Annotated in this window: 18 protein-coding genes; 7 read left to right on the forward strand and 11 right to left on the reverse strand. The window is 64.3% G+C overall.

The annotated features are described in order from the left end of the window. Window positions 1–218 precede the first annotated feature (218 nt). From PX653_RS23960 to PX653_RS23990, 7 genes are all read right to left on the reverse strand, one after another. On the reverse strand, window positions 219–587 hold the full coding sequence (locus PX653_RS23960; RefSeq protein ID WP_277415178.1) for a DUF6984 family protein: 369 nt from the start codon (window positions 585–587) through the stop codon (window positions 219–221). Window positions 588–757: 170 nt separating this feature from the next. Beyond that, on the reverse strand, window positions 758–1,837 hold the full coding sequence (locus tag PX653_RS23965; protein ID WP_277415179.1) for a radical SAM/SPASM domain-containing protein: 1,080 nt from the start codon (window positions 1,835–1,837) through the stop codon (window positions 758–760). Beyond that, complete coding sequence (locus tag PX653_RS23970; protein WP_277415180.1) at window positions 1,830–2,219, reverse strand: hypothetical protein; 390 nt, start codon at window positions 2,217–2,219, stop codon at window positions 1,830–1,832. The genes PX653_RS23965 and PX653_RS23970 overlap by 8 nt, the downstream gene beginning before the upstream one ends. 215 nt (window positions 2,220–2,434) lie before the next feature. Further along, complete coding sequence (locus PX653_RS23975) at window positions 2,435–2,824, reverse strand: transposase (RefSeq protein WP_277415181.1); 390 nt, start codon at window positions 2,822–2,824, stop codon at window positions 2,435–2,437. Between the two features lie 3 nt (window positions 2,825–2,827). Beyond that, a complete protein-coding gene (locus PX653_RS23980; RefSeq protein ID WP_277415182.1) occupies window positions 2,828–3,619 on the reverse strand; it encodes an IS4 family transposase in 792 nt (263 codons plus the stop codon). 165 nt (window positions 3,620–3,784) lie between these two features. Then, window positions 3,785–4,183: a GFA family protein gene (locus tag PX653_RS23985; protein ID WP_277415183.1), complete on the reverse strand. Its 399-nt coding sequence runs from the start codon at window positions 4,181–4,183 to the stop codon at window positions 3,785–3,787. A gap of 9 nt (window positions 4,184–4,192) precedes the next feature. Next, window positions 4,193–6,952 carry a M16 family metallopeptidase gene (locus tag PX653_RS23990; protein ID WP_277415184.1) on the reverse strand — a complete coding sequence of 920 codons (2,760 nt, stop codon included), beginning with the start codon at window positions 6,950–6,952 and terminating at the stop codon, window positions 4,193–4,195. A 95-nt stretch (window positions 6,953–7,047) separates the two neighbouring features. Between PX653_RS23990 and PX653_RS23995 the strand changes: the two genes are divergently transcribed. Both PX653_RS23995 and PX653_RS24000 read left to right on the forward strand, forming a co-directional pair. Then, window positions 7,048–7,662, forward strand: coding sequence for a winged helix-turn-helix domain-containing protein (locus PX653_RS23995; protein ID WP_277415185.1), 615 nt, complete (start codon window positions 7,048–7,050; stop codon window positions 7,660–7,662). Further along, a complete protein-coding gene (locus tag PX653_RS24000) occupies window positions 7,646–7,951 on the forward strand; it encodes an Mpo1-like protein (protein ID WP_277415186.1) in 306 nt (101 codons plus the stop codon). Before PX653_RS23995 ends, PX653_RS24000 begins: the two co-directional genes overlap by 17 nt. Here PX653_RS24000 and PX653_RS24005 read toward each other — a convergent pair. Beyond that, window positions 7,886–9,310 (reverse strand): sensor histidine kinase, encoded by a 1,425-nt coding sequence (locus PX653_RS24005; RefSeq protein WP_277415187.1) that lies wholly within the window; start codon window positions 9,308–9,310, stop codon window positions 7,886–7,888. The two genes, PX653_RS24000 and PX653_RS24005, sit on opposite strands and share 66 nt — an antisense overlap. A gap of 216 nt (window positions 9,311–9,526) precedes the next feature. On the opposite strand from PX653_RS24005, the gene PX653_RS24010 reads away from it, so the two are divergent. Continuing rightward, the gene (locus tag PX653_RS24010; protein WP_277415188.1) at window positions 9,527–9,994 is read left to right on the forward strand and encodes an acyl-CoA thioesterase; all 468 of its coding nucleotides are present in this window, start codon (window positions 9,527–9,529) and stop codon (window positions 9,992–9,994) included. Between the two features lie 86 nt (window positions 9,995–10,080). Then, window positions 10,081–10,515, forward strand: a complete 435-nt coding sequence (locus PX653_RS24015; RefSeq protein ID WP_277415189.1) for a hypothetical protein — start codon at window positions 10,081–10,083, stop codon at window positions 10,513–10,515. Here PX653_RS24015 and PX653_RS24020 read toward each other — a convergent pair. Continuing rightward, a complete protein-coding gene (locus PX653_RS24020) occupies window positions 10,512–12,329 on the reverse strand; it encodes a DUF885 domain-containing protein (RefSeq protein WP_277415190.1) in 1,818 nt (605 codons plus the stop codon). The genes PX653_RS24015 and PX653_RS24020 overlap by 4 nt on opposite strands. Before the next feature lie 205 nt (window positions 12,330–12,534). On the opposite strand from PX653_RS24020, the gene PX653_RS24025 reads away from it, so the two are divergent. Further along, the gene (locus PX653_RS24025) at window positions 12,535–12,765 is read left to right on the forward strand and encodes a hypothetical protein (protein WP_277415191.1); all 231 of its coding nucleotides are present in this window, start codon (window positions 12,535–12,537) and stop codon (window positions 12,763–12,765) included. Window positions 12,766–12,778: 13 nt separating this feature from the next. Here the strand turns inward: PX653_RS24025 and PX653_RS24030 are convergent, their stop codons facing one another. Together PX653_RS24030 and PX653_RS24035 are read right to left on the reverse strand one after the other, a co-directional pair. Beyond that, window positions 12,779–13,804, reverse strand: a complete 1,026-nt coding sequence (locus PX653_RS24030) for an HPP family protein (protein ID WP_277415192.1) — start codon at window positions 13,802–13,804, stop codon at window positions 12,779–12,781. A 198-nt stretch (window positions 13,805–14,002) separates the two neighbouring features. Beyond that, complete coding sequence (locus tag PX653_RS24035) at window positions 14,003–14,491, reverse strand: Lrp/AsnC family transcriptional regulator (RefSeq protein ID WP_277415193.1); 489 nt, start codon at window positions 14,489–14,491, stop codon at window positions 14,003–14,005. A gap of 99 nt (window positions 14,492–14,590) precedes the next feature. Between PX653_RS24035 and PX653_RS24040 the strand changes: the two genes are divergently transcribed. After that, entirely contained in the window at window positions 14,591–16,540 is a 1,950-nt protein-coding gene (locus PX653_RS24040) for an aminotransferase class V-fold PLP-dependent enzyme (protein ID WP_277415194.1), read from the forward strand. A 162-nt stretch (window positions 16,541–16,702) separates the two neighbouring features. Continuing rightward, window positions 16,703–16,969: a GFA family protein gene (locus PX653_RS24045; RefSeq protein WP_277415195.1), complete on the forward strand. Its 267-nt coding sequence runs from the start codon at window positions 16,703–16,705 to the stop codon at window positions 16,967–16,969. Window positions 16,970–17,127: the final 158 nt, after the last annotated feature.

Genomic DNA, 17,127 nt, shown 5'->3' on the forward strand with positions numbered 1-17,127 from the left:
CAGGGAGTTGGCTTGGACTGCTGAGTACTAGAGTTGAGGAGCAGCGGTTACCGAAAACTGGACCGCTAAACTTCTTGCCGATGGCGAACTGGCTTCGTTGCCGCAGAACATACAGTTCCAAGGCAAGTCTAGATCGAGATATCGGGCTTCACTACAATACTTTCCGGTTTTATGATGCGGATAATAGGCCCAAACTTTGCGTGCGTAGGATTGGACTATCAGATCTCGGATTGCCCCTTGATCATCACGCACTCATTAAAAGTAGGGTACTCGCGAAGTGGAGCAAAATCGACCTTCCACATGTCGAGTTCATAAAGCCGCCCATCTTCGTCCACGTTAAGAGCAATACTCACCGGGACCCCGTCGCAATCGGTGTACTCGGCCTCCGCCAGGCACGCGCCCTGCCTACGGTGTTCGTCACCCAAAAAGCGAACGCTTCCCATCCCTCCGTCGTTCAGGTCACTCACCTGAGCTTGCGCCAATTGTCGAATCGCATGCTCGTCATAGCTTACATGGCGAAGTAGAGCGTACAGGAATGAGTGCTCTTCAGTACGTAGAGGACGTGCGCTTGCGTTGTTCACGATCATTTATCGAGGTCCTTTTTCCAGAGCTTAGGCCGTTGTGTTGTGTATATCCTATGTCGAGCTGAATATCCCCGTCACCTGCAAAGTTTCGCACGACTAGAGGCTTCCCCGGCAGGCTGAGCCCGAGTTCAGCAGCGGTCCAGCAAATTCCTTCCGGACTTCAGGGTCAGTCCCTATGCAGGGACAGACCCTTGCGGAGCGAACGGCACGTTTGCACCGAGCCAGGCCACCGGCAGCCCGGCCGGCATGGCTCGGCTGGCGCGGGCGACTTCCTCGTACCAATAGATGGCGGGTAGTGGCGCAGCCTGTTCCGTCGTATCGGTCAAGTCGCGCCACGTCCGGTCGCACAGCTGCGCCAGCTCGTCGGGTCGGGGACCGGCGAGCCATTGGTGCGCCAGGCGTTCCAGGCGCGCTTCGCCGAGCGAGCCGAGGATGAAGCTTGCATCCATGCCATGGGTCAGCGGCACCACCGCGCCATCGGCCTGGACGACGAGGATCGGCGCGACGTCGACCAAAGTGGTCACGGGGCGCGCGGGAACGAACCTCGACCGGTACTGCAGCAATTGCCCGCTGGTGACCGCATCGACATGCACCGTCACGCCGAGTTCCGCGCCCAGCCGCTCCGCCTCGACCAGTGCGACGATGAGTTCCAGCGCGTCCGGGCTGGATTGCGGCAAGGCCGCGATGGCGCGGCCGTCCATTGTCAGCGGATGCGCTTGGACGGCGCGTGCACCGGCTTGGGCGGCGAGGCGGACGACGAATTCCAGGCTGTCGACATTGTGCTGCGTCAGCGTGAAGATGGTACCGAAGGGGACACCCGATGCCCGGATCACGGCAAGGTTCTTGACCGTCTTGTCGAAGGCGCCGCGCTGGCCGCGGATCGCGTCGTGCTCGGCCGGCTTGCCGTCGATGGAAATGGCCACGAAGTCGAGCAGGGGTGCGACGGATTCCCAGCGGCGTGCTGTGGCCAGCATGCCGTTGGTGGTCATCGTCGTGACCATGCCGAGCTGACGCGCCCGCGCCAGCAGGGCGGGCAGGTCGCGGTACATCAGCGGCTCGCCGCCGGAGACGGCAAGCTGGCGGTAGCCTGCCGCGTAGGCGTCGTCGAGGCAGTCGATCAGCATCTCGATCGGCAGTTCCTGCCGTATGTCCGGGCCGGACGACGAATAGCAATGCAGGCATGCCAGGTTGCAGCGCCGTGATGGGTGGAGCTGCAACACCGGCATGCCGCCGGTGGGGTTGTCGCTAAACACCGATACCCCAGCCCGTTGACGGCAGCTCGAGCGGTCCTTCCAGCGGCTGCACGTTGCCGAAATCGAGCTCCATCCGGATGATGTCCGGGAACGGAATCCCGTCGATGATGATCTTCGGCGGACGCGGCGTGCCGCCATGGCGCAGGTGCCATTTCACCCAGAATGCGATGTCGTTGCCGCAGATGGGCGTGTCGTCGCCACTGTAGCTGAGGCTGACGCGCGCGCCGTTGCCGTCGGCACCGCCCACGATGGCTGCCCGCTCCACCGTGCCGCCCGATTGCGCCAATGCGTCGGCGATTTCGCGTACCGACTCATCCGTCAGTGCGCGACCCTTCCATGCCGCCAGCAGTTTCTCCGAACCGCGGTTTTTAGTCTCTTCCATATGTCCCCCAGTGTGTGCGGCCGTGCGAGTGCACGGGCTCGCTCATTCAGGCTAGTCCGACTTTTTGCCGCACCTTTGATATTTCGCAAAGAAGGGGGAACTAAAGTGTGGCGGTCGTCAGGACGCCGTAGGGAAAATCGGAGTGGGACGCTGCTGGCGTGGATGAAAACCGGGGTCAGTCCCGGAGGGACAGACCCTGAGCCTTCCCCTCATTTTTAATAGATGAGTACTAGACTAGCCAGCTCCTGCATAGCTTCGCGGAGCTGGCTGTGCGTCAGCCTTCGATACCTGACGTCGGCGAGCCATTGGCGAGCTAAGGAAACGATCGACACAGTTTTCGCGGATTTGGGTTTGCTGCCGTAGCGCATACGATAGCCCCGACTTTGCGCAACGATGCCGATGATCCATAGGGCGAAGCTGAGCAAGGTCCCGATAAGAAGTAATGCGGCGAGACGCTTGGGTTGGCGTGTTTGACTGTGGCGAATCCCCATCCCCCACCGCGGGTTTTTGAGGTCGCGGAAAGTCTGTTCGATTTGCATGCGACAGCTGTATAAGGCGACGATCTGTTTTGCACGCAGCTTCGATAGCCCTGGTGAGACGGACAACAGTCAGGGTTCGGATTGTCCCTTACGCTGTTTGTTGCTGTGATGGCTGCCGGCGTCATTGCCGAAGACGGTCAATTTCTTTCGTCCTTGGGGCGACTTCTTCACCAAAGTCAGACGGCATTTCACCAAGCGCGATTGGGTATGTTCGAACCGTCCCAAATCGCGTGGGACCTTAGTGGCGTGAGGGTAAAGCTCTTTGCAAGGCTGCCACTTCGTGGTGCCTTCTGCGCGAACCGTGTCGAGATTACGAATTCTACCGATCCAATCGTAGCCGAGCTCGCCGAGCATCTGGAACCAAGTCCCCCGAAAGCCCGCGTCGGTGATGATCACTGGACTGCGGTGTGGAGGCAGTACCGTCCGTAGAGTCTCCAGGAAACGATGATGGACTTGTCTGCTGCCATACGACTTGGTCGGATGCAGCTCCTCATAAATCGTGATCGCACGGCCCTCCACTACCACGGCGGCGCGCAGCAAATGCTGACTTACATCCGGCAGCAAATCAGACCAATCGACGATCACTGCAATGCGCTCCTGATGCGGCAGGACGTGGTGCGCCAAGGCCTTGAAGATGCTTACCCGCTCCTTGGCCAAGTGAGCGTTACTTAGAAGGCGGTCGATGCGCTTGATCCGATAGCGTAGGCTTACTTCACTTTCTAGCGCCTTGCTCATTCCCATCATTGCCAGCCCGCCGCTGCGGGCCGCTTCGACAGCATCGGCCAAACATCTCCGCCGTTTGGCGTGCATCGCGGAGCACTGATCGGCCAAAAACTTCTGTATGATTTGCTGTGCATGCATGGTCTGTGCCTTTCATTCGCAGTTTGGTCGCTACGAATAAAAGGGCTAACACAGCCATGCATGCGCCGTTTTTGGGATTGAAAGTTAACAGCTTCCGCTTCCGTTTACAACAGAAATTTGTGGGGAAGGCTCAGGGACAGACCCCAAGCCTGCGAGCGCCGGTGGTTAGAGATGCGCCGTCACGGCCGGCGCGTCGAGCCACCGCTCGTCGCGTCCGTCGAGATACCGGATCGGCACCGCGGCCAGCACCTCATCCGGCACGCCATCCAGCGCCATGACGTTGAGTGCGACGAAGTCGCCCCGCAGCGGCGAACGGCCGAACTCGAACATCCGCACGCCGCAGTGGCGGCAGAACTGGTGCCGCTGCTGGTGCGAAGCGAACGTATATTGCGTCAGTGCGTCGTCGCCCGCCAGCAGACGGACCTGGGCGGGCGCGATCATGGCGCCCCACCAGCGCGTCTTGCTGCAGATGGAACAGTTGCAGCGTACGGTGCCGTCGGCCAGCTCGAAATCCGCCTCGAAGCGCACCGCGTTGCAGTGGCAGCTGCCACGATAGTTTGTCATCGCAGCTCCTCAGCGCACTGGTTTGCCGTCGCTGTCGAGCACCGTCACGTCGCCCCAGCCCAGTGCGCGGATGCGCGGCTCGACCTTGCGCAGGTCGCCGATGACGATCCACACCAGGCTGTCGGGCTGAATGAACTTGCCGGCCGCCGCGGCCAGTTGCGGCTCGGTCAGGCTGCGGACGTTGCTCGCGTAGCGCGCCCAGTAATCGTCCGGCAGGCCCAGGTTCACGGTCTCCAGCGCGGCCGCTTCCAGCGCGTTGATGGTTTCGAAACGGCCCGCCAGGCGCGACGTCATGTTGCGCATGATGCTGGTGAACTCCTCGCCCTTGATCGGTCGTTCGCCCGCGATGGCGCGGATTTCCTTGCGTACCTCGGCCATCGCTTCCGTGGTCTTGTCCGTCTGCACGGGCGCGATGACAACGAAGCTGCGCTGGCCTCGCACATTGGACAGGCGCCCGCTGGTGCCGTAGCTCCAGTGCTTGTCCAGGCGCAGATTGCGGTTCAGGCGCGACGTGGCCATGCCGCCGAAGTTCTGCATGACCGGCTCCATCGCCAGGTCTTCCGGTTGTCCCTGCGGCAGCGCCAGGTGGGCGGCGACGATCGTCGATTGCGATGCGTCCGGCTTGTCGAGCAGGTAGATCTTGCGCGGCGCCGGCGTGGCGGCGGCCGTCGCCTTGGCGGGCGCGCGGCCGCCCTGCCATTTGCCGAATGCCGCTTCCAGCATCGGCTTGACCTTCGCCATCGTCGTGTCGCCGGTGACGATCACGGTCGTGCTGGCCGGCTTGAACCAGTCGCCATGCCACTTGACGAGGTCGTCACGCGTCAGCGTGCGCACCGACTCCTCGAAGCCGGACGACGGGCGGCCGTAGCCGTTCGCCGGGCCGTACAGCAGCCCCGGCAGTACACGCTGCGCCAGCGCCGTGGGCTGCGCCTTCTCCTGGGCGATCTGGGCCAGGCGGCGCTGCTGGTACAGGGTGAACTGGTCCTGCGGGAAGGCGGGCTGCAGCGCCGCTTCGGCCAGCAGCGCCAGCGACGGCGCCAGGTTGGCCGACGTCGCGTGCAGCCGCACCAGCGACAGGTCGGCGCCGGTCGCCGTCGTCAGCCGGGCGCCCTGCGATTCCAGCGCGTCCGACATCTGGTAGGCGTCGCGCTTCGCCGTGCCCTTGTCCAGCAGCTCCAGCGCCAGCGATGCCAGCCCGGCCTGCGCGGGCGTATCGGCAGCCACGCCGGCATCGACAGCGAGCGCCACGTTGACGATGGGCGCGCCGTGCCGCTCCAGCAGGACGACCTTCAGCCCGTTGGCCAGGGTGGCGTGCTGCATGGCGGGGAACTGGACGTTCGGTGCGTCGCCCAGGCCCGGCAGCACCTTGCGGTCCACCGTGCTGCTGGCCGCCGCCAGCTTGGCAAATGGTCGCACCGTCATCGTGTAGTGGTGCGCGCGCAGCCATCTGGTGCCCGCCGCCTTCAGCTCGGCAGGCTTGGCAGCGGCAACGATGTCGAGCTGGTCCAGGTAGGCATCCGGCCGGCCGCCGTAGGTCATGCTCTCGGCCAGCACGTCGGCGCGGCCGCCCAGGCGCTCGATGCCGCGGGCAAAGTTGGCCAGGGTCATCGTGCGCACCCGCGCCACTTCCGCCGCTGTCGGTCCCTTGTCGAGCAGCTCGTCCAGCACGGCATCGAGCTCGCGTTCCGCCGCGGCCGGGTCCACGCCGGGCCGCACCGTGACAACGACATCGAAGGTGCTGGACAGCTCGCTCGCATCCACGCCGGCCGCGACCGCCGTGGCCAGGCGCTTGTCATCGATCAGGCGCCGGTTCAGCCGGGCGTTCTTCGAGTTTGCCAGCACGTCCGTCAGCATGCCCAGCCGGGTCATGTCCGCATCGCGCCAGCCGGGCAGGTGATAGCTGCGGTAAATCCGCACCTGCGGCACCTGGTCTTCCATTTCGTCGCGCAGATTGCGCTCCAGTTGCGGAATCCAGCTGGCCATGCGCGGCAATGGTGGGCCGGGCGGAATCGATTCGAAGTATTTTTGGACGAGCGCCAGCGCCTGTTCGGGCGTGATGTCGCCGGCCAGCGAGATCACGGCATTATTCGGGCCGTAATAGGTGCGGTACCACTCGCGGATATCGTCCAGCGATGCCGCATTCAGGTCTTCCATGCTGCCGATCACGGGCCACGAATACGGGTGCGAATACGGATACATCTTGGCCGCTTTCTCCAGGTGCACCCGGCCATACGGCTGGTTCTCGCCTTGCCGCTTTTCGTTCTGGACAACGCCCCGTTCCCGTTCCAGCATGTCCTTGGAAATATAATTGCCCAGGAATCCCATGCGATCCGCTTCCAGGTACAGCGTGCGTTCCAATGCCGACGTGGGTACGTCCTCGTAGAAATTGGTACGGTCGTTATTGGTGGTGCCGTTGCGGTTATTCGCGCCCAGGTCGTCCATGGCTTCGCGGAAACCATGCGGATAGTTTTCCGAACCATTGAAGAAGAAATGTTCGAACAGGTGCGCGAAACCGGTCTTGCCGCGTTTCTCGTTGCGCGACCCCACGTGGTACCAGATATTCACGCCCACCAGCGGCACGCTGTGGTCCTCGTGCACGATCAAGGTCAGGCCATTTTTCAGGACAAATTTCTGGTGCGGGATGGCATAGGCCTTGCGGTCGACCGCGGCGGCCTGCGCCACCGCCGGCACCTTCGCCGGTGCCGCGCTGGTCAATGGGACGGTCGCGCCAAGGCCGAGGGAGAGAAGCAGTGCGAGGGTACGCTGCATGGGGTCACCTGGAGAGTTAGCAATCGGATATTGTAGCGCGGTGACGGTACCGTGGGTCGTGCCAGGTTCCAGCGCCTTCATGCTAGTATCTGGTCATGATTGCCTCGGCCTTGTTTACTCCCGCCCAGCAAAAACTGCTGGGCCTATTGTTCGTACGCGTCAACGAGGGATTCCACCTCAACGAGATCATGCGGCTGACGGGATTGGGCAGTGCATCTGCCCAGCGCGAATTGAAGCGGCTGCACGAAGCAGGGTTGATCGTTTCCGAGCGTATCGGCAATGTGCGCCAGTTCCGGCCGAACAAGCAAAATCTCGTGTACGAGGAATTGACGAGCATCGTCAAGAAAACCTTCGGCCTGGTCAGCGTCCTGAATTCCGCCTTGGCGCCGATGCGCAAGTCGCTCAACGTGGCCTTCGTGTACGGTAAAACGGCGAAGGAACAGGAAGCATCCTCGGACGCGATCGAATTATTGCTGATCGGAGAAAATACGACGTACGGCGAATTACTGAGCCGTCTGCCGGTGGCGGAGCGGCTGCTGCGCCGCAAGATCAATCCGAACCTGTATTCGCTGCCGGACTTCCAGCGCCGCCTGCGCGAAAAGCAGGGCTTCATCCTGAACGTGCTGAACGAGCGTAAGATATTCGTGTTGGGCGACGAAACCGATCTGGACGATATCGTCAAAGGGGCAGCCGATGGAGAAGCGCTTTAGGACGTTCCGGGAATTCTATCCCTATTACCTGGCCGAGCATGCCAACCCGGTATGCCGCCGCCTGCATTTCGTCGGCTCGACATTGGTGCTGCTGGTGCTGGTCATCGCGCTAGCCACACGCCGCTGGGAGCTGCTTTGGCTGCTGCCCGTGCTGGGTTATGGATTTGCGTGGGTCGGGCATTATTTCTTCGAACATAACCGGCCCGCCACGTTCACGTATCCCTTATTTAGCCTGATGGGGGACTGGGTAATGTTCCGCGATATGCTGGTCGGCCGCCTGCGATGGTAGGTTCGTGGGGAAACCCACGGTAAAGCGGGTAAACGATCCCTGTACCGATTCGCAGCCGATCGTTCCGCCAAACGCGGTGATGACCTTGTGACAGAACGCCAGCCCCATACCGGTACCGCCGCCCGAGTGCCGCGTGGTATAGAACGGGTCGAAGACGTGGGGCAGCACGTCCGCCGCGATACCCAGGCCCGTGTCGGTCACGACGAGTTCGTTCTGTCCCGTCCCCGTATGGCATTCGACCAGCACCGTGCCCCGTCCTGCGCCCTTGACGGCCTGCAGCGCGTTTTTCAGCAGGTTGTACAGCACGTAGACCAGCAGCGTATCGGAACCGAAGAAGCGGAAATCGTCGCGGATCGATACGCTGACGCGTTCGCGTTCCCGTTCCGAGAACGGATAGCAGGCCAGCGCTTCGTCCACGCAGCGCTTGACGGAATGGACGGCAAAGCCGTCGCGCTGCAGTGAGCCGGCGCGGGCCGACGCCAGCAACATATCGACAATAAAATTCGAGCGTGACACTTCGGCCTCGATGTGCTGGGCGATCTCGCCCAGGTATTCCAGTTGCTGCGCGTTCAATCCCGGGGCCTCGGAGCGCTTGTAGCCGGCAATCAGCTCGGGCAGGCTGCGCGCCAGCACCCGCGACTGGCTGCGGATCGTGGCCAGCGGCGTGCGCACCTCGTGCGCGATGCTGGCAGCCGTGGCGATGGGGTCGGCCAGCAGGTTGTGCCGCACCATGGCCTGGGCAATCAGGCCGAGGCTGGTGGCGATGAAGATCACACCCGGCGGATAGAGCTCCACGCCGTAGTTGCACAGGTAATCCACGACGGCCCCGAAATAGATGAGGATACTGACGAGGCAATAACGCAGCCGGGCCTTTTCCGTTGATACCGCGACCTGCTGGCGGCGGTACAGCAGGTACAGGCCGCGCGTGACGACAACGACCGTCTGTACCAGGTGCAGCGGATGCAGCCAGCCGGCCTGCGGATAATGGCCGAAGAAGAAAGTGTGCATGCCGGCGATGAACCAGTCGGTGGTCGCGATCATCACGGCCAGCGCCCCGGCCAGCGCGTAGCTGCCATACACCAGGGGCTTCTCGCTGCGATGGCCCGTCAGCTCCGTGATGAAGTGGTACAGCGTGGTGGGCAGGAACAGGATGGGCAGGTAGCCCAGCCGGGCGATGTCCAGTGCCAGCGCGGGATCGTCCACCTGGAACAGCACCGCCCAGGCGGCCTGCCAGCTGAACGTCGTGAAGCAGACCAGGAAAAAGGTCATGCTGATGCGGCTCACACCGCGCGAATTGAGCACATAGGCACCGTAGCCAATGAAGAGCAACGACACCAGGCCCGGCAGAATGGAATACATGCAATCCTCTCGCCAGAGTAACGAAACCGAAGCAGGCAAGCGATCTTAACAACGGAAAGTGGCGATGTCCCTGCGATGTTGGCCCTACTCAACCCGGAGTTGCGTTAAATCAAAAGTGCCACATGCATTTAGGAAAAAAGTAGAGGTGTTCGGCAACTGATGCCGTACGCCACCGGACCCCAGAGCCGGACGGCTACCAATCCTAGGGAGCAATTCATGTTCATGCACGCCAACGTAGCGAACGATGCCAGCAACACCGCAAGCCACAATGCCAGCACCAGCGCCGAATTGACGTTCCACCACCAGCTGTCGATCTACCTGAAAGATTCGAATGCCTACGGGAATACCTACTTCGCCCGCTATTTCGAATGGCAAGGCATCTGCCGCGAGAAATGGTTCTACGAATGCATCTCGCGCGACATGCTGCAGCAGGAAGGCGTGTTCATCACCAAGCATGCGCAGCAGGACTACCTGGTCGAGACCTTCCCGTTCCAGGAAATCTCGTGCGAAGTCAATGCGTACGACGTCAAGCGTTGCTCCTTCTGGCTGGAATTCCGCTTCTATGCCAACGGCGTGCCTGTCTCGGTCGGCCGCCAGCAGCTCGTTTTCGCCAACCATGCCAAGCAGATCACAGCCTTACCGGAACTGGTCATCAAGCGCATCAAGCGCTATGCAATGAAATGATCGGTCCCGGTCGCCTGAGTTGTTTACGGGCAACTTCGTGGCCGGCTTGCAGGGTACACTGAAGATTACTCCACTTCGGAGATACCATGAAGCAGGACAGGTGCAAATTGTGGAACCCTTGGGCCGCCGCCGGCTGGAGCCTGTTGTTTTCACCGGCATTCGGGGCCTGGCTGCATGCGGCGAACTGGCATGCGCTGGGGCGACCCGACAAGGCCGTCGCCGCCCGCCGCTGGGGCTGGCTCGTCATCCTCGCGATCCTGCTGGCGGGGGTGATGGCCGCGCTGTTCGAGAGGTACGCGCGGCATTTGCCTCTCGTTGCCACCGTCGCGCTGACGGCGACGTGGGTGGGCTTTCCCGCACGCGAACACTGCCGCTACGTGCGGGCCACCACGGGCGACGACTACCGCCGCCGCAGGTGGTGGCCGGCGCTGCTGGGCGGCATTGCCGGCTGGGTCGCGTTGACGCTGGTGTCGCTGGGCGCCGCAACAGCAATGGTGGGCTTGGGCGGCTTCTACCTTTAGCGCGCGGCCGCCTTCTGCTGCACGATCCAGTGGTCGATCTTGGCCTCGAGCAGGCTGAGCGGTAGGGTGCCGTCGCCCAGCACCTGTTCGTGGAATGCCGGCAGGCTGAACTTGTTCCCCAGCTCGGCCTGCGCGCGCTGGCGCAGTTCCATGATCTTCAGCGCGCCGATCTTGTACGCCAGCGCCTGCCCCGGCCACGCCATGTAGCGTTCCGTTTCGCTTTTCGCCACCGCGTCATAGCCCAGCGTGTCCTTCATGTACTGGATGGTCTGCTCGCGCGTCCAGCCTTTTGCATGCATGCCGGTGTCGACGACCAGGCGGGTGGCGCGCAGCAGCTCGTCGCTCAGGTGGCCGAAGTACTGTGCCGGGTCCTCGAACAGGCCCATCTCGCGGCCCAGCGTTTCCGCATACAGTGCCCAGCCTTCCGTAAATGCCGTGTTGCCGCCGAACTTGCGGAAGTTCGGCAGGCCCAGCTCCTGCATCAGCGCGATGTGGAAGTGGTGGCCCGGCTTGCCTTCATGCAGGAACAGCGTCGTCATGCCCGTGCTGCCGTATTTCTTTGGGTCCGTCACCACCGACCAGAACACGCCGGGACGCGAACCGTCGGCGGCCGGGGCCGTGTAATGGTCCGATGCCGTGTCGCGGCTCAGCTCCGGTTCCAGGCGCAGGTCCAGCTTGGCTTTCGGCAGCAAGGTGAACATCGCCGGCAGCTTGGTGTCCAGCAGGTCGTTCAGCTTGTGGTATTCCGCCTGCACCTGCTCTTCCGTCTTGAACGGGAAGAAGCGGGGCTGCTGCGAGACCCAGACGGGCAGGCCGGCCGGCGGGCCGTCATAACCCAGCTTGGGACCCAGCCGGGCGAATTCGCCCTGGATGCGCGCCACTTCCTTCAGGCCGATCGCGTGGATCTGCTCGGGCGTCAGGTCCGTCGTGGTGGAGTCGGCCACGCGCACCTTGTACCAGGCGGGACCGTTCGGCACGTCCGCCAGGCCGGTCGACGTGCGGCAGGCCGGCACGTACTGCTGCTCCAGGAACGTGGCCAGGCGCGCCAGCGCCGGCATCAGGTTCGTGCCGATCGTCTTGCGGTAGGCCGCCGTCAGGCGGGCCTTGTCGGCCGGCGAGAAGGTGGCCGGCAGCTTGGCGATCGGCGTGTAATAGATGCTCTGCTCGGGCGTGGCGCTGACCAGTTTCTGGAACTGGGGCAGGGCGGACTGCATGATCGCCTTGGGATGCGTGACGCCCTGGCGCATGCCTTCCTTCATGTTGACGATGGCCTGGTCGATCCATGCCGGCAGCTGCGCCAGGCGGTTCAGGTAGGCTTCGTACTGCTTGACCGTGCCCAGCGGCTGCGATGCCTCGCCGCCGGCGAAGTTGGCCAGCGTGATCGGCAAGCTGTCCATCTGGCTGATCGGCAGCAGGTGGCCCGGATAGGGCTCGAACGACAGCAGCGTTTTCAATTCGAAGGCCAGCACGTCGTAGTTGATCTGGTCGCTGCGCACCAGCGCGCGGCGGTCGATGGCGTTCAGGCGCTGCTGGAACCGGCGGTAGCGAGCGTACTGGCGGGCCTGCTCGGCAGGCGCGATCGCCATGCCGATCCGGTCGTCGAAACGGTTGTCGCCATTCTGCGTGGCCGCGACCGGCTCGAAGCGGGCGAGGGCATCGTAGTACTCGTCGGCCAGCTGCAGGAAGCGCTTGCCGGCGGCGTCCGCGACGGCGGCCGAGACCTTACCCTTGGCCGGGGCCGGCGTGGTCGCCTGGACAGGACCGAATGCCAGCAGCAGCGCGGCGGCGCACAGTGTGACGCGGAGAGATTTCATGCGAATTCCGTTTCTGTATGGGTTGGAAACAAGCGCGACAGCATAAGCGATCGGCGGCCAGCAGCCAAGATGTTGCCTTTACGGTACGGAAATATGTAAAGTTTTGTCTTCCTTACATTGTTCAACGGGAAAGATTGCTATCATGCCGCGTCGCTGCCGTTGCGCAGTCTTGCAACACGATGTCCCAACAAGAACAGGAATGACAATGAAATTTTTGACCGTCGCGGCCGTCCTGGCCGCCACGCTGGCGCTGCCTGCCGCCGCCGTCCCCGCTTCCGCAACGAATGCTCCCGCCGCCAAGGCTGCGCAGCCGGTGTCACCGCGCCAGGCTCCCGAGCCAGCGGGCTGGGCCTTGCTGGCCATTGGCGGGCTGTTGACGGCCCTGCGCATGTCCCGCCGCCCCCGCCGCGCCGAGGCGTTCTCGCAACCGGCCTGACGCCGTTGCCAGCTCAGGCGGACGCCGCTGCCGGCGCCGCCTCGGCAAGGCGGTGCTCGTACAGTGCCGCCACCACGTCCGATTGCGTGACGATGCCGGCAAACCGGTCCTCATGGTCCACCACGGGGACGTGGTGCAGCCCGGCATCGGCCATCAGCGGCACCAGGTCGACGATCGGCGTGTCGATGCGTGCCACCTTGGGGCGTGGCGTCATGATCTGCCCCACCACCTCGGCCTTCTCCGAATGGGACCTCCCGCTGGGCCGCAGGAACTCCAGCAAGCGCTCGCGCATCGAGCGGTAATCGTCCAAACCGCTGTGCTGCAGGAAGTCGCCTTGCGTGACCATGCCGATCACCCGCCGCGCGGGATTGAGCACGGGTACCGCTGCGATACGGTGGCTGCGCATGTCGCGCCAGGCCGTAACAAGGCTGGTGCCGAATTCCGCCGTGATGACGTCCTTCGACATGATGTCGCCGCAGCTGATCACGCCAAAGCGGCGTTGGTAGGCGCGCAACTCCGTTTGCAGGAACAGCGCTTCGAGGTCGTCGCGGCTGATGTCGAGCACCTGGCCGTAGCGCTTCAGCACGTCATCCAGGTCCTGCGGCTGGAAGCCCAGGCGCACGGTCGGGACTGCATCTTTCGTTGCGTGGGGATTCGGATGGGCCAGCACCTGGCTGTGCGGGTAGCGCCGGCCCGTCAGGTTGTTGTACACGATCGCGGCGGCCACCAGCAGCAGCGAATCGGTCAGCACGGGGCCGAAAGCGAAGCCGAACCCGGCCGCATGGACCGCCGGGCCGCCGATGACGGACGTCAGCGCGGCGGCGCCGCCGGGCGGGTGCAGGCAGCGCAGGCTGAACATGGCGCCGATCGCCAGCGCCGTCGCCAGCGCCGCCAGGGCAGGCAAGGGCAGCGCATGGCCGAGCCAGCGCACGCAGGCCGCGCCCACCAGTGCCGAGATGACGTTGCCACCGACGACGGACCACGGCTGCGCCAGCGGACTGGCCGGGAGGCAGAACAACAGGACGGAGGAAGCACCCATCGGCGCGACGAGCCAGACGGCATCCGCCCCAGCAGCAGGTGGGCGGCCACGCCGGTAACCAACAGGCCCAGCAGCGCGCCGCCACAGGCGCGCAATCGTTCGGCCGCGCTGGCCGTCCCTGCCGCCGGGACGAATGCGGTAAAGAAAGATTTGGGAAGCATCTTTCCATTATCCCACGGCTGAGCCACCGCTGCAGGGCTAGCTGGGGCTCGTTCCGTGGGCGACCAGGTCGAGCGGCAACGCCGTCGTGTACTTGATCTGCTCCATCGAGAACGCGGACGACACGCCGGTCAGGTTGGCGGTGCGGATCAGTTTCTTGTAGAAGCGGTCGTAGCCGGCGATGTCCGTCGTGACGACCTTCAGCAGGTAATCGACGTCGCCGCTCATGCGGTGGAATTCCAGCACTTCGGGCAGCGCGATCACGGCGGCGGCGAAGCGTTGCAGCCATTTCTCGTCATGCTGGCTGGTGCGCACGCTGACGAAGACCGTCACCGGCAGGCCCGTCTTCTGGCGGTTGACGATGGCGACGCGGCTGTCCAGGTAGCCTTGCTCCTCCAGCCGTTTCAGCCGCTTCCAGCATGGCGTGCTGGTCAATCCGACCCGCTCGGCCAGCTCGGCCACGGACAGCGTGCCGTCCACCTGCAGGGCGCCCAGGATGGCGTAATCGAACTTGTCGAGATGGTTCATGCTGGCGCTGTCATAAAAGCGGAATGTATGTGCTGTTGTTGGCCTTGATTCGAGTCATTTTAGGACAAATTCTCCGGTCATAACAATTATCCTATCCGCATGACGACCGAAATCTATCTCGATGGCAATGCCACGACCGCCGTGCTGCCAGCGGCGCTGCATGCGGCCGTGCGGGCCATGGAGCTTTGTTATGGCAATCCCAGCAGCAGCCACGCGACCGGCCTGAAGGCCAAGGCCCTGCTGGACGAGGTACGCGCCCGCGCGCGCCGTGTGCTGGGCAGTGGTGACGGCCGCCTGATGTTCAACAGCGGCGCCACCGAAGGCATCCAGACAGCGGTGCTGTCGGCGCTGTGCGCCATTCGCGAACGGCGCGCCGCCGGCCTCCCGACGGGCAACTTGCTCGTCTACGGCGCCACCGAGCACAAGGCCGTGCCGGAAAGCCTGGCGCACTGGAACCGCCTGCTGGGATTGAACCTGACCTTGCACCGCCTGCCTGTCGATGCCGACGGGCGCCATGACCTGGCCGCGCTGCGCGCCGTGGCGCCGGATGCCGCGTTCGTCTGCACGATGGCCGCCAACAATGAAACGGGCGTCATCTCCGACCTGGACGGCATTGCCGCCGCGCTCGACGGCAGCCCGGCGCTGTGGCTGGTCGACTGCGTGCAGGCGCTGGGCAAGCTGCCGCTGGCGCTGGCGGCCACCCGCATCGACTACGCGCCGTTTTCCGGCCACAAGCTGTACGCGCCCAAGGGCATCGGCATGCTGTATGTGCGCGCCGGTACCCCGTTCACGCCTTTGATGATGGGCGGCGGCCAGGAAGGCGCGCAGCGCTCCGGCACGGAAAACATGGCGGGCATTGCCGCGCTGGGTGCCGTGCTGGCCGCTTTGGAGGAGGGCGGCACGTTCCGCACGCCGGTCGAGCTGGCGATGTTGCGTGACCGGGTGGCCGCCAGCCTGCGCGAGGCGCTGCCGGGCATCGTCTTCAATACGCCGTTCGACAAGGCGCTGCCCACCACGATCAATTTCTCCGTGCCGGGCCTGTCCAGCAAGGAGCTGCTGGACGTGTTCGACGCCGCCGGCATCCGTGTTTCCGCCGGCAGTGCCTGTTCCGCCGCCAAGGCCGCGCCCAGCTACGTGCTGGAAGCGATGGGCCTGTCCGCATGGCGCAGCAGCAGCGCCGTGCGACTGTCGTTCGGTCCGGCCACCGATGCCGCGACGATTGCCGCGGCCTGCGAGCGCCTCGTCCGCTGTGGTGACGCGCTGCGCCGTGCTGGCGTCGTCGCCGACGGCACGACGGGCACGGTGGCGCTGGACGGTCCACTGCAACTGTCGGTCGCCGGCACGCATACGTGGCTCCTGTGCGACGCCGCCAGCCGTGTCTGCGTGCTGATCGACCCCCAGGCGGCGCTGGCGGCGCGCGTCGAGACGCTGCTGGGCAGCCACGGTTACCGGCTGGCGGCGCGGCTGTCCACCCGCGACGGCGCCACGTGGCCGGTCGAGGGCGACGTGCTGATGCTGGGCGCCCGCCCGCTGCGCCGGCTCGCGCTGGGGCCGGACAGCGTGTGCTATGTGCTGGGCCACGCCGACGGCACCCCGTCGCACGCGTTTTCCGGTTGTGCCGACCCGGCCTCCCTGGCATCCCTGCTGCCGCCGGACACGCTGCTGTGCCCCGGCCGTGATGAGCAAAGTGCGTGTTGTACCAGCCTGCGCGTGGCGCTGGCTGGCCAGGACGCATCCGCGACTGCGGACATGCATCTGGATGGGCCGGCGCTCGACGCGCTGCTGCGCGCCCATCCGGATGCGCTGCTGGTGGACGTGCGCGAGGCGTACGAGCACGCGGCGGGCGGTGTCGCGGGCCTGCATGCCGTCAGCGTTCCCCTGAGCCGGTTCGCCGCGCACCTGCCCGCCTGGTTGGGCCGGGGCGACGGCGCGCCGCTGGTCTTTGTCTGCCGCAGCGGCAACCGCAGCGCCCGCGCCGCCGAATGCCTGCGCCGCCATGGCTACCGCCGCGCCTACCACCTGGCCGGCGGCGTCGCCCTGGCCGCCTGACGATCCTCGTAGTAGTTTTGCCTTTCAGGCGGCCCCAGGGCCGCCTTTTTTTGTGCTGCAAAATCGGGGACAGCCTCCAATTTTTTTTGCAACATTGCCTGGAAACCCGGGTCCGTCCCGGGTTTTTTGTTATTGTCGTCATTCGTCAGGACAGGAGGCGACATGAGCGACCAGCAACTCCACGGCAGCTGCCTGTGCGGCGGCATCGTCTACCGGGCCGCCGGGCCCGTCCACTACAGCAGCCACTGCTACTGCACCATGTGCCAGAAGCAGCATGGCGCGGCGGCCGGCACCTATGCCAATGTCGATAGCGCCGGTTTCGTCATCGAGCGCGGCGGGGAACTGGTGACGGAATACGCGTCGTCGGACGACGGCCGGCGCGGCTTCTGCCGCGTGTGCGGCTCGACGCTGTACTGGCGCAGCACCTAATCGCCGGACCGCATCGCGGTCACCCTGGGCACGCTGGAGCCGGCATACGATGGCCCCGTCGAACGCGAACTGTACGTGGATACCAAGCCGGGCTGGCTGCCCACCAGGTAACGGCCGGGTTGCATCTTTTATATTTCTTTCCGGCTATATGTACGCTG

Origin of the sequence: Pseudoduganella chitinolytica, assembly GCF_029028125.1 — a bacterium.
Taxonomy (GTDB): domain Bacteria; phylum Pseudomonadota; class Gammaproteobacteria; order Burkholderiales; family Burkholderiaceae_D; genus Rugamonas; species Rugamonas chitinolytica.